The organism is Methylocystis sp. S23 (genome assembly GCF_054106005.1).
Genome location: NZ_CM134185.1, coordinates 663937 through 676812 on the forward strand (window position 1 = coordinate 663937; position 12876 = coordinate 676812).

Below are 12876 nucleotides of genomic sequence, written 5' to 3' on the forward strand. Positions count from 1 at the left end.
TTCGCCGCGGGCTTTTTTGCGCTGGCCGCGGAGCTCCTGCGCGGCCTTCTCGTCGACGTCCCTTTCGCTTGCTGCGCCATCGCTCATTCTCCCTTGGCGCAGCGATGCATCATCGCGAAAGCATGCGCGCGCCCAGCCGGTTCGTTCGGGGCAAAATGGACGATCCCGCGCGCCGCGGCGCGCTGAGCCGCGCCGAGACGCACGTCGATCTGCTTCTTGATCGAGAACTGCGAGAGCCTCTTGCGAACGACATATTTGAGTTCGCCGTCGCTCAGATCGACGAGCAATGTGCAGCCGCCGCGATAGCGCTCCTTGCGAGGTTCGGCGCGGAACGATTGCGTGAGCTCGATGACCAGCATCGCGCTCCCCGAACCGTCCGGCGCCGCGCGCCGCAAGGGACGCACCGAATGAACCTCGATGTTCCTGATCTCGCCGTTGAGGCCGCTGCCCTGAAAATTGGCGACGTCCTTCTGAGGATCGAAGAAGCCCAGCGCCTCCCGAAATTCGGGCTGGCTTTGGAGCCAGCAAAACATCTGCTTTCCATTGCTTTCGGACGCCTTCCAGGCTTCCTCGCGGGCGACGCTCTGGTTCCAGCGCAAATCCAGGCCGCAGAGGAATTTCTTGAAAGCGTCCAATCCGCTCTCATCGATTGCGGGCCGCTCCCAAAGCAGGCTGTCCTCGCCGAGATGCTGCACATTCTCCGGCAGAATTCCCCGCGCGCGAAACGCGTCTATGAAGGCGACCCGATAGCCGCGCGGGTCCTCCGGCTGCAGATCGCGATCCGCCGTGACGAGCGCGCGCAGATAATCGCCGAAAGTCAAATTGACGGGCGGGCAGTAATCGAGCGCGCGAATGCACATATCGAGCACATGCTTGGCCGTCTTCGACGCCTCGCGCGCCAGTTGGCGCGAGAGATCATATGAAAGGTCGCCCTCGGGAAGCCTGCCCGAGCCGTTGGTGGCGAGGCGAATCATCTCGCTCGCCCGCGCCTCGTAGATCGTGAGAAAGGCCGCGAAGACCGCCGCGACGAGCACGGCGCCGCGATGATGGGGATCCTCTTCCTCGTCAGCGATGATCTTGCGCTGCTCCTCGATTTCCGCGCCGGTCTTGCCGACGAAGCTGCGCAGCCCGCCGTGAAGCCCCGTCGCCTCGCCGAATTGCTGGGCGAGATTGCCGAGGTTTTTCGCGAGATCGAGCGAGCCTTTCGATTGCCGGATTTGCCGCAACAGCGAATCCGGCATCGCGAAATGCTGGAACAGCGCGACAATGTCGGCGAAAGCCTCGTGAAAGGCGGCCATGTCGCTGTTGCTCTGCTCCGCATAGCGCGGATGAAGCCCGTCGAGAAGCGCGTGCGTCGTCTCATGGGCGATGATGTCATGCGAGGTCGCCGCGAAGACTCCCGTCCCGCGCACGACGGAGTCGCCATCCGCCGTCGCTTGGAAATAGCCGAAGAGAAGCGCGACCTTTTCCGGATTGTAATAGGCGTTGGCCTCCCTCAGGGCGTGAGGGTAAATTCTCAGCTTCCGGACGAATTTCCTCTGCTGGAAATCCCCCTTTTCGTCGCGCAGGATTCGGCTCGCCCACAATGCGCGGCGACCCAGCGCCTTTTCGAAGCGGTCGATCGTGCGCATCGCGACCGCATAGACCATCTGCTGATGGAACTGCGGCGACGATTCGGACGGCGGCAGGCCGTTTTGCGCCAGGAGATAAGGGTCGTTGAGATCGATCGGGGCGTAGCAGGCCAGGCTCGCCGGGTCGACGTCGACGACCTCGACATATTCGCCGGCCGGCCCCGGCGTGAGCGTCTCCCACCGCACGTCGACCGTCGTCACGCTGACGTCGAACATGTCGGGCTTTGTCTGATGGCCCGGGTCATAGGCGTAGATGCGCAAGGCGCGCGCCCCCGGCTTCGGCAGGGGCGGATGCTTCGCCGATTCGAGAAAATGCGCCTGCATCGCGCGATCGGCGCGAGAAAGAGATTTGGTCGAATCAATGTCCCCGCCCATGGCGCCCTCGACTGAAAAATGAAAATCAATTCACCTTGATTGCGTCCGCCGGCAAATTCGCGCCATAGCCGCCGCCGCGCTCATAAGCCGAAACATGAATCATCGATTGGGGCGGCAGGCTTCGCTTGCGGCCGCGATTGCAGCGACGCTCCCACTCGCCCGTCTTCGGGTCGCGGCGCCGCTTCGGCAAATATTCCGCAAGGCGCCAGAGACCCTTCAACTCGTCATGCATCGGCCCGTTCGGATCGGGCTTGACATAGCCGCCGCCGACCTCGCCGAGCATGAGGGCGACTTTCTCCGGCTCGCAAAGCAGGCCGTGCGCCTGCGCCTCCCGCAACATCCAGGCGAGCGCGCCCTTGGCGAGCCCGCTCTCGGCTTCCGCATAGCCGCCGCCAACGTCGCAATGCACGCCAGGGAACCAGACCTGGACAATGTCCTGATCAAGATTTTTCGGGCGCCAGAGATTCGTTCGGAAGAATGCGCGCCGCTCGTCGATCGAGACGGCGTGCCGCCCGTGCAGAATGTCGGGATTGTCGGCCGTGTAGGGCAGATGGATGGGATTGTCGATCCAGCCGACGGAGCTCACCGTGTCCCAGACGCCGACGAAATGCGGCGCGCAGGGCGTTTGCGAGAAATAGGCCTTGAATTCGCTTGCAAGCTCGAAAACCTCGCCGATCGCCTGCTTCTGCGCGTCCGTCTTCCCGCCGAAGCCGTTATTGACTCCGGCCATCATGCGCAACGCGTAGGGAATGAGCGGTTCGCTCCCCTTTCGCATCAGGCCGTACATCTTTATCAGCGAGGCGACCGCCCGCGCCGTATAGGCGCCGCGGCTGAAGCCGAAAAGATACAAGCGGTCGCCTTCCTCGAAATTGTTCATCACATAGGCGTAGGCGTCGCAGATGTCGGATTCGAGCCCCGCCCCGAAAGCGAGGCCGGCGAGGCGCATGATTTTCTTTCTCAATGGGGAAATCACGCCGGGCGGCTCCATCGTGCCGACGCCCGGATGATAAAAGGCGGCTTGCCGCGCGGGGTCCTGAACCAGCGTGAAAAAGAGCTTCAGGACATTGGTGCGATCGGCCGTGAACTCATTGGCCGTTCCGTCACAGCAGACGACGATGTTCCTACCCATAATGGATGCTCATAAAAAATAATTTCAGCTCCTGGATTTATCAAACCATATCCCTCGCCGATCGGCAACTCGCGTCCCTCGCCCGGAAGATTTTCGCCGCCGCCCCGGGCTGGCCCCTTCTTCGCATCGCCGCGCGGCGAACGCGCAAGCGGAAGGAGCAAGCCGTGAAGCATGCAGGGAAATTTCGCAGGATCGACGTCGCCGCCGCGCGGGACCTGCTTCGTGGCGGCGAAGCGCTGGTGATCGACGTGCGCGACGCCGAGTCCTTCCGGCGCGGCCATATCGAAGGCGCGCGGCTGGCGACGCAAGAGTCCTTCTCCCGTTTTCTGGCCGAAACGCCGAGGGAAACGCCGGTCGTCATCTGTTGCTATCACGGCCATTCCAGCCAGCCCGTCGCGGAGTTTCTCGCGGAAGCGGGATTTGCGGAAGCCTATAGTCTCGACGGCGGCTATCAGGCCTGGGCGGCGGCGCTGAGAGCCGAGCCGGGCGCGCCCGTCCCGAGCGCGGAACTACAAGCCTTTCTCGTCGCGCGCGGCTTCCCGCCCGCCAGCGTCAATGCGCGCGACAAGGACGGCGCGACGCCCCTCATGCATGCGGTCCGTATTTCGACGCCGGAGATCGTGCGGGAATTGCTGCGCGCCGGAGCCGAACTCCATGCGGTCAACGCCGACGGCGCCCAGGCGCTGTGGCTCGCCTGTGTCGGGGAGATTTCCGAGAACATACAGCTTCTTATCGACGCCGGAGCCGAGCTCCAGCACGTCAACGCCACCGGCGCGACTCCGCTGATGTTCGCCGCCTCCTCCGGGCGCGCCAAGGCCGTGGCGCTCCTGCTCGCGGCGGGAGCCGATCCGCTCTTCGAGACCGAGCTGGGAATGTCCGCGATGGACATGGCGTCCACGGCCGAGTGCCTCAGCCTGATGCGCGAGGCGGTCCGCCGCCGGAAGGCACCGCCGGCGGATTGAGCGCCGAGACTGTCGGCAAGACCGTCAGACAAGAACGAACTCGCGCGGGGCCTCGCCCCATTCCACCGCCGTCGCAGCCTCCTCGGCGTCCCTGGGCCGGATCGGGGCCGCCGGCGTCCCGAGATAGACGAAGGCGACGATCCGCGATTCCGGAGGCAGGCCGAGCCCCGCGACCACGCGCGGATCGAAGGCCGGGGCGCCCGTGCGCCACATGGCGCCGAGGCCCAGCGCATGCGCGGCGAGCAGAATGTTTTGCGTCGCGGCGCCCGCTGCGAGGATCTGCTCGATTTCAGGCACGCCCGGATGCGCTCTCGGCGCCGCCGCCACAACGAGGATCGCCGGCGCGCGCAGCGGCTTCCGCCGCTCGCGCTCGACCGCCTCGGGCGGCGCGTCGGGCTGCCTCGCCAGCAGGGCGTCCGCCAAAATGTCTCCCAGCCGGCCGCGCGCCTCGCCGCGGACGATCAGAAATCGCCACGGCCGCAAGCGGCCGTGATCGGGCGCATGCGCGCCGGCGCGCAGCAGGGTCGCCCATTGCGCGTCGGTCGGGCCGGGCTCCGCCAGCGTGGAGACGCTTGACCGCGTTTCGATGGCTTGCAACAGGTCCATGTCTCTCCTCCCGGGCGGCGCGCCGTCCCTCCTTACCATCCTTTCGCCCCGATCGCGGCGCGCGATCGATCGCGCGCGTCCCCATGGCCCAGCGCCGCCCGCGAACCGATCCGAGCGGGGGACCGCGCGCCCCGATGGGAAATATTTTAAATCAGGCAGGCGCATAGCTGTGTCTGACCATGTTGCCCTCGCACTGCGGTATGATAACCTCTCGCTCAGGGTTGAATCAGCTTCCGCTAATGGTTCTTCATTATTCCGCAGGCGCTCACGCTGGGCGATCATCTGCGTATAAAGCTGAACTTCCGGAAAGTTCGGCTCTCTTGCCCGCTCTCAACCGGTCGGAATGGTCGTGACAAATACCGAGACAGCCGCCCACGCCATCTTAGACGCCGCCGAGAACGCCGTTCGAAAAAGGGAGGTTCCGGTCAAAATCCGCGCCGTCGGGGGCACGGATCTTTACGATCTCGTCGAAACGGAAATCGGCGGCGCTTTCGCTTACGTCTCGACAGGCCCCGACCCGCAAATGATCCTGTGCCATATTGAGACCAAGGAGCATTTGCAGCTTCCCAAAGGCAGATACCGGTTCTTTTTCCAGGCCCGCGTCACCAAGGGGCGGATCTACCGTCCGCGCCTTTATTTGAACGTGGGCGAAGGCTTTTCCGAAGCCGATCATCTCTGCGTGTTTCTGCGTCAGGTCGCGCCCGACGTCTGGTGCGGCGATATTTCGGCGGCGCGCCCGCTCTACACGATCCGCTTCGATCCCTCCGAAGCGCAGGTCCGCTTTACGCTCATCCGCCTCGCCATAGAGGATCTGGGCGCCGATCATCTGACCCTGTGGGAGAGCTTCTATAAATCGCTGCGCGCGTCCTATCGCACGCTCCCGACCTTCCTGACCAGGCGCGGCCCCATCGCCGAAGTGGCGGAATTGACCGCCCGCAGCCTGTTCGGCGGGGCGCGCGACAGAGTTCGCGACCGCGAAATCGCGCAGGCGATCGGCGTCCCGATAATCGAAGCTCCCTTCGGCGACAATAAGAGAGGCTCGGACGACAATCCGGAGTTCTGCACCGAATATTATCGCGAGGCTTTGTCCGTTTCCGTCGGCGGGCGCGATCCGAACTACGCGCCGCTCCCCGTCACGCGAACCACCGTCGCCGAGGACGACGCGCATGTCCTCGCCTTCTACCTGCCCCAGTTCCACCCGTTCCGCGAAAATGACGAATGGTGGGGACGCGGCTTCACCGAATGGACGAACGTCTCCAAGGCGGTCGCCCAGTTCAACGGGCATTATCAGCCGCGTTTGCCGGGCGAACTCGGATTCTACGACCTTCGCCTGCCGGAGATCATGGCTCGGCAATTCGAGCTCGCCCGCCATTTCGGCGTCCAGGGCTTCTGCTTCCATTATTACTGGTTCGGCGGCAAGCGCCTGCTCGAGCGGCCGATCGAGACGCTGCTCGCCAGCGATGACGAAAGCCTGAATTTTCCCTTCTGCCTCTGCTGGGCGAACGAGAATTGGACCCGCCGTTGGGACGGCGCCGAACATGAGATCCTGATGAAGCAGGATCATTCGGATGAAGACCATGAACGCGTCTTCGAGGATCTGCTGCGCTATATCGAGGATCCGCGCTATATCCGCATAGACGGCAAGCCCCTCATCGTCATCTACCGTCCGCTGATCGTCACGAATATCGAGAAGATGACGGAAATCTGGCGGCGCAAGGCGGCTGAAGCGGGCCTGCCCGGGATTTATCTCGTCGCGACGACCGCATTCGGCTTTTCGGACCCCGTCTCCATCGGCTTCGACGCGCTCGTGCAGTTCCCGCCGCACGCCGTATCGATTCCAGAGATCACGGCCGACGTCGAATTGCTCAATCCGGATTTCTCGGGCTGCATCTACGATTACAGGGAAGCGGTCGACGCCTATCTCGAAATCCTCGACGGAATGCGGGAAGAGCCGAAGAAATTCGCTTATTTCCCGGGCGTGATGACCGCCTGGGACAATGTCGCGCGAAAGCAGAATCGCGGCCACGTCTTCCACAACGCCTCGCCCAAAGAGTTCCATCGCTGGCTTTCAGGGGCGAACCGCTTCTCCCGCGAGTATAACGAGCCCTCCGAGCGGCTGGTCTTCGTGAACGCCTGGAACGAATGGGGCGAGGGCACCTATCTCGAACCGGACCGGAAATTCGGCTACGCCTATCTCTGGGCCGTCGCGGCGTCGCGCGATCCCGCGCTCGCCAATCGCAAGGAGCTGGAAGCCATCGCCGCGAAGGTCGCGACAAGGCAGCCGACCTCCGACGCTGCGCTTTACGCCCATATTTTCTACTCGGACCTCATAGACGAACTCGCTTTGGCGGTGTCGACCGCGCGCAAATCGCGAAGGCTCGACGTGATCGTCGCCATTCCGGAGACGTGGAGCGCCAAATCGGCGTCGCGGCTCGTAGAGCTTATCGAGCCGACACGTCTGGTCGTCGTGAAGAATCGCGGTCGCGACGTGCTGCCTTTCCTGCGGTCGCTGCGCGAAACGCGGGATCTCGGCTATGAGTTCGGCTGCAAGCTTCATGCGAAGAAATCGCTGCACCTCGCCTCCGGGGGACGCTGGCGCAAAGGGTTGATCGAGGGCCTCGTCAGCGAAGAGGCGGTGGCGTGCGTCTTCCAGGCTTTTGCGAGCGACGCGAAAATCGGGCTGGCGGCGCCGAAGGAGTCCTTCATGTCCGCGACGGAGCCCTCCGTCATCCGGGACAACCGGGCGAATATGGAGGCGCTGCTCGAGCTCGCCGGCGAAGCCGGAGCCCCGTTCCAGGACTTCGTCGCCGGAACGATGTTCTGGTTCCGCGTCGCGCCCTTCCAGGAGATCGCTCAGATGGATCTCGGCGAGGAGGAATTCGGCCCCGAGCTCGGCGCCATCGACGGCACGCTCGCCCACGCTTTCGAACGCGTTTTCCCCACGCTTCTAGCGATCAAGGGATACAAGGCTTTCCCCTATTCGAACAGCGGCGACGCGGCGGCGCCCTATTGAGCGCGCAAACGAGAGATAAGAGGCGACAACCAGAATGATTCTCAACGGCAAAACCCTGTTCAGCCTTCAAAACGACCAGCAATGGCTCGATCTCTTGATACGAAGCGTCACTGAGCCGGAGATCAACGGCGTCGAGATGCCGCGTTTCCCGCATCCGGATCTACAGAGGAAGCTTGTCGGATCGGCCGACGGTCACGCCCTGCAGGAAGCGTTCAAGTTCTATAAATTTGTGAAGGCCTATTCCGAGGCGCTCGGCATGCCTCTCCACCCGAAGACGCAGGCGCTGGATTTCGGCTGCGGATGGGGACGCTATACGCGTATGCTCTGGAACGACATCGATTCCGACTCCCTCCACGGCGTCGATGTGGAGCCCGAGACGCTGGCCGTCTGCAAGGGCGTGGGAACGCCCGGCAATTTCCTCAAGATCGACCCGCACGGCCCGTTGCCGTTCGACGACAATAAGTTCGACCTGATCATCGCCTACTCGGTCTTCAGCCATCTGCCGAAAGAGCTCGCGGATTACTGGATGGCCGAGTTGCACCGCGTCGCGCGGTCGGGCTGCGTGATCGCCTATACGACCGAGCCGCGCCGCTTCCTCGACTTCATCCTTGAAATCCCGTCGCCGTCGCCGACGAGCTGGCACCATGGCCTCGCGAAGTTCAAGAACATCATCCCGACGCTCTATCGCGACTTCGACGATAAGAAGTTCTGCTACATTCCGACGTCCGGCGGGGAAGGCCTCGACTCCGACGTCTATGGCGACGCCATCATTCCCGAGGCCTATATCAGGGAGGTCTGGGGCAGATATTTTCAATGCTTCGCCTATGTGGACGATCCAAACCAGTTTTGGCAGGCGGTCGTCATCGGGCAGAAGCGCTAGCTCACGCCGCGATCGGACGAAAATCGGGCAATCGCGAAAAATGCGATTGTTTTCCAAAGTTCAGCCGAGCAGGCCGGGACGGGCCGGCCCTCGGCGGTTGCATGTCAACTCTAAGTCTTTTAGAGAGAAACGCGTTTTGCAATTGAGAGGTCCTGATGCGCGTCCTCATTACCGGCGGCGCCGGGTTCATCGGGTCGGCGGTCGCCCGACGTTTCATAACGAACTCTTCAGATGAAATTCTTGTTTATGACAAATTGACCTATGCCGGGAATCTCGACTCCCTCGCTCCCATCGCGCAAAACCCCCGCTATTCCTTCCGGCAAGCCGATATTTGCGATCGCGCGGCGGTCGCTGTGGCGCTGGCCGAATTCCAGCCCGACGTGCTGATGCATCTCGCGGCCGAGAGCCATGTGGACCGCTCGATCGACGGGCCGGCGGCTTTCATCCAGACGAATGTCGTCGGCACCTTCACCCTCCTCGACGCCGCGCTCGAATATTGGCGGGCGCTGCCGAAGGAAAAGGCGGCGACCTTCCGCTTCCAGCATATTTCGACCGACGAAGTCTTCGGCACGCTGGGCGAGGACGGACTGTTTCGCGAGGACACGCCCTATGCGCCGAACTCGCCCTATTCCGCCTCAAAGGCGGGCTCGGACCATCTCGTCCGCGCCTGGCACGAAACCTACGGCCTGCCGACGGTCGTCACCAACTGCTCGAACAATTACGGCCCGTACCATTTCCCCGAGAAGCTGATCCCGTTGATGATCCTCAACGCGCTCGAAGGGAAGCCGCTCCCGGTCTATGGCCGCGGCGAGAATGTGCGCGACTGGCTCTTCGTCGACGACCATGCGGCGGCTCTGGCGCTCGTCGCGCGCGAGGGCGTCATCGGCGAGTCGTACAATGTCGGCGGCCGCAACGAGAAGAAGAACATCGACGTCGTCCATACGATCTGCGACATTCTCGATGAGCTGCGTCCGTCCCCCGGCGGCTCCTATCGCAATCTCGTCACATTCGTCACCGATCGCCCCGGGCACGATCTTCGCTACGCGATCGACTGCTCGAAGATCGAGCGCGAGCTGGGATGGCGCCCGCAAGAGACCTTCGAGACCGGATTGCGCAAGACCGTTCAGTGGTATCTCGACAACGCCCCCTGGTGGCACGCTATTCGCTCGGGGAAATATCGCGGCGAACGGCTCGGGCGCATCACCTAGCGCGCTTTTGCGCTTGCGCCCGATCATGGGGGCATAAAAAACGCGCGGGCCGGGGAATTCAGCACACTCTCGTCGCAAAGGCCTGCAACTTTCGCGTCTATGCGCGCCGCGCAACGACAAACGCAGATTGAGACGCCCATGCAATTCGAAGACACCGAAATACCGGCGGTAAAGATCGTCACGCCGAAAAAGCATGGCGACGCGCGCGGCTTTTTCTCGGAAGTCTACAAGGAGTCGGACTGGAAGAAGGCCGGGCTCGATTACGCCTTCGTGCAGGACAACCATTCCTTCTCGGCGCCGGTCGGCACGCTGCGCGGCCTGCACTTTCAGACGGCGCCCTTCGCCCAGGACAAGCTCGTCCGCGTCGTGCGGGGCCGCATTCTGGACGTGGCCGTCGATATTCGCCGCTCGTCGCCGACCTTCGGCAAGCATGTCGCCGTGGAGCTCTCCGCCGAGAACTGGCGCCAGCTTCTCGTGCCGATCGGCTTCGCGCATGGCTTCGTCACCTTGGAGCCCGACACGGAAGTGCTCTACAAGGTGACGGCGCTTTATTCCGCGCCGAACGATCGCGGACTCGCCTTCGACGATCCGGATCTCGGCATTCATTGGCCGGTCCCGCCCGACGGTCCGCTGCTTTCCGAAAAAGACAAGCGCTGGCCGCGTCTGCGCGACCTTGCCGACGCCTTCGCGTGACCGGCATGCGCGTCGCCGTCACCGGAAAGCAGGGGCAGGTCGTCACCTCGCTCATCGAGCGCGGCGCCGGCAGGGCGGAAATCATCGCCCTCGGCCGTCCCGAGCTTGATCTCGCCGACCCCGCGAGCGTGGCGCGGGCGCTTGAGGCGCTGCGGCCCGACGTCATCGTCAATGCGGCCGCCTATACGATGGTCGACAAGGCCGAGGTCGACGAGGAAACCGCCGCGCGCGTCAACGCCGACGGCGCGGGCGCGGTGGCGGAGGCCGCCGCGCGCCTTGCGGCGCCCGTCATTCACATTTCGACCGATTACGTCTTTGACGGCCAATTGGACCGCCCCTATCGCGAGGACGATCCGACGGGGCCGACCGGCGCCTATGGCCGCTCGAAGCTCGAAGGCGAGCGGCGCGTCGCGGCGGCCGGGGAAAATCACGCCATTCTGCGGACCGCCTGGGTCTACAGCCCCTTCGGCGCGAATTTCGTGAAGACGATGCTGCGCCTCGGCGAGACCCGCTCCGAGCTCGGCGTCGTCGCCGACCAGCGCGGCAATCCGACCTCAGCCCTCGACATTGCGGACGGCGTCCTGGCTGTCGCGGAGCGCATGGTCAAGGATCCGTCGCGCGAATTGCGCGGCGTGTTCCACATGACCGGCGCAAAAGAAGCGAGCTGGGCGGATTTCGCGGAGGAAATCCTTGCGCTGGCGCACAGACGCGGCCGTCCGCCCGTGTCAGTCAAGCGCATCGCGACCGCGGACTACCCGACGCCCGCGAGGCGCCCGGCCAATTCGCGTCTCGACAATTCCAAGCTGCGGCGGGCCTTCGGCGTAGCTTTACCCGACTGGCGTCCGTCCCTTGCCCATTGCGTGGATCGACTGCTCGGCCATTCTTGAGGAAACGATATGCGCGGCATCGTTCTCGCCGGAGGATCCGGCACCAGACTGCATCCCATGACGCTGGCGGCCTCGAAACAATTGCTGCCGGTCTACGACAAGCCGATGGTCTATTATCCGCTGTCCGCGCTGATGCTCGCGGGCGCGCGCGAGATTCTGATCATCTCAACGCCGGACGATCTCCCCGCCTTCAAGCGCCTGCTCGGCTCCGGCGCGCAATGGGGCGTGTCGCTCTCTTACGCCGAGCAGCCGCGTCCCGACGGCCTCGCGCAGGCCTATACGATCGGCGCGCCTTTCGTCGAAGGACATAATTCGGCGCTGGTGCTCGGCGATAATATTTTCTACGGCCACGGCCTGACCGACTCCCTCGCCGCCGCCTCGGCCCGCAAGGAGGGCGCGACGGTCTTCGCCTATCACGTCAAGGATCCGGACCGCTACGGCGTGGTCGAGTTCGACTGGGACGGCAAGGCCGTTTCGCTCGAGGAGAAGCCCGCCGCGCCGAAATCCAACTGGGCGGTCACGGGTCTCTATTTCTACGACACGCGCGCGCCCGAATACGCCGCGTCGCTGAAACCCTCGCCGCGCGGCGAATTGGAGATCACCGATCTCAACCGCATCTATCTCGAAGCCGGGTCGCTGAATGTCGAGCGGCTCGGCCGCGGCTTCGCCTGGCTCGACACGGGCACGCCGGCGTCGCTCCTTGAGGCCGCGCAATATGTGCAGGCGATCGAGCAGCGGCAGGGGCAGCGCGTCGCCTGTCTCGAGGAGATCGCCTTCACCCAGGGCTGGATCGACGCGCAAGCCATGCGAGAAGCGGCCGCGCGTCTCTCGAAGAGCGGCTATGGCGCCTATCTTCTTCAGGTTCTGAGAGAAGCAGATTCGCCGAAGCCGAAGCGGGTCGCCTGACCTCGCCTTCCGACGCGCCGACTGCGCCATCGTAACGACTCAAATTGCGGTTCTCCCTGTGGCGACGCCGAAGGCGGACTTACGTCTGACGCGAATCATCGGCAATCGAACCGAAGGTCTCCCATGCCAGTCATCTCTCTCGGCCATTCTTCGAGAAAGGCCTTTCTCGTCGCCGCAATGCTGACCGCCGCCCTGCCGCTGGCCGGCTGCTACACGCCCGGCGAGCGCGCCGTCGGCGGCGGCATTATCGGCGGCCTCGGCGGCGCGGGCATCGGCGCCCTCGCCTCCGGCGGCCTTGCGGGTCCGACCCTGGCCGGCGCGGCCATCGGCGCCGCCGGCGGCGCCCTTGTCGGCGCGGCCACGGCCCCGCGCCCGCACTACTACTATCATCGCCGTCCCCGCTATTATTACTGAGCGAAAAGCGGCCTCCGCCCGGCGAAAGCGCGCCGGGCGGAGCGATGACTCATATCGTCCCTTTTAATATCCGCCGTCGATCGCCGCCGCCCGTTCCTTGATCGACCGCGCGTGGCTCCCCACGTCGCCGGGCCGCTCGGTCGGCGCGGCGCGCGAATTTCGCCAGGATGGA

The 12876-nt window shown here is 64.0% G+C and carries 11 protein-coding genes; 8 read left to right on the plus strand and 3 right to left on the minus strand.

The features are described from left to right. Positions 1-83: 83 nt before the first annotated feature. Both ACV7JP_RS03410 and ACV7JP_RS03415 read right to left on the minus strand, forming a co-directional pair. Positions 84-2006 carry a hypothetical protein gene (locus tag ACV7JP_RS03410; RefSeq protein ID WP_457797854.1) on the minus strand — a complete coding sequence of 641 codons (1923 nt, stop codon included), beginning with the start codon at positions 2004-2006 and terminating at the stop codon, positions 84-86. A gap of 25 nt (positions 2007-2031) precedes the next feature. Then, a complete protein-coding gene (locus ACV7JP_RS03415; RefSeq protein WP_457797855.1) occupies positions 2032-3135 on the minus strand; it encodes a DUF2235 domain-containing protein in 1104 nt (367 codons plus the stop codon). A 164-nt stretch (positions 3136-3299) separates the two neighbouring features. On the opposite strand from ACV7JP_RS03415, the gene ACV7JP_RS03420 reads away from it, so the two are divergent. Further along, positions 3300-4097 (plus strand): ankyrin repeat domain-containing protein, encoded by a 798-nt coding sequence (locus ACV7JP_RS03420; protein WP_457797856.1) that lies wholly within the window; start codon positions 3300-3302, stop codon positions 4095-4097. 24 nt (positions 4098-4121) lie between these two features. Here ACV7JP_RS03420 and ACV7JP_RS03425 read toward each other — a convergent pair whose 3' ends face one another. Then, positions 4122-4703, minus strand: a complete 582-nt coding sequence (locus ACV7JP_RS03425; RefSeq protein WP_457797857.1) for a nitroreductase family protein — start codon at positions 4701-4703, stop codon at positions 4122-4124. 343 nt (positions 4704-5046) lie between these two features. On the opposite strand from ACV7JP_RS03425, the gene ACV7JP_RS03430 reads away from it, so the two are divergent. The 7 genes from ACV7JP_RS03430 (at position 5047) to ACV7JP_RS03460 (ending at position 12704) form a co-directional block, all read left to right on the plus strand. Next, positions 5047-7716 (plus strand): glycoside hydrolase family 99-like domain-containing protein, encoded by a 2670-nt coding sequence (locus tag ACV7JP_RS03430; RefSeq protein WP_457797858.1) that lies wholly within the window; start codon positions 5047-5049, stop codon positions 7714-7716. A gap of 34 nt (positions 7717-7750) precedes the next feature. Continuing rightward, on the plus strand, positions 7751-8596 hold the full coding sequence (locus ACV7JP_RS03435) for a class I SAM-dependent methyltransferase (protein ID WP_457797859.1): 846 nt from the start codon (positions 7751-7753) through the stop codon (positions 8594-8596). A 155-nt stretch (positions 8597-8751) separates the two neighbouring features. Continuing rightward, positions 8752-9804: a dTDP-glucose 4,6-dehydratase gene (rfbB, locus tag ACV7JP_RS03440; protein ID WP_457797860.1), complete on the plus strand. Its 1053-nt coding sequence runs from the start codon at positions 8752-8754 to the stop codon at positions 9802-9804. 138 nt (positions 9805-9942) lie between these two features. Then, positions 9943-10497 carry a dTDP-4-dehydrorhamnose 3,5-epimerase gene (gene rfbC / locus ACV7JP_RS03445; RefSeq protein ID WP_457797861.1) on the plus strand — a complete coding sequence of 185 codons (555 nt, stop codon included), beginning with the start codon at positions 9943-9945 and terminating at the stop codon, positions 10495-10497. Between the two features lie 5 nt (positions 10498-10502). Continuing rightward, complete coding sequence (rfbD, locus tag ACV7JP_RS03450; RefSeq protein ID WP_457799023.1) at positions 10503-11384, plus strand: dTDP-4-dehydrorhamnose reductase; 882 nt, start codon at positions 10503-10505, stop codon at positions 11382-11384. A gap of 9 nt (positions 11385-11393) precedes the next feature. After that, on the plus strand, positions 11394-12290 hold the full coding sequence (gene rfbA, locus ACV7JP_RS03455; RefSeq protein WP_457797862.1) for a glucose-1-phosphate thymidylyltransferase RfbA: 897 nt from the start codon (positions 11394-11396) through the stop codon (positions 12288-12290). A gap of 123 nt (positions 12291-12413) precedes the next feature. Beyond that, entirely contained in the window at positions 12414-12704 is a 291-nt protein-coding gene (locus ACV7JP_RS03460; protein WP_457797863.1) for a hypothetical protein, read from the plus strand. Positions 12705-12876 lie beyond the last annotated feature (172 nt).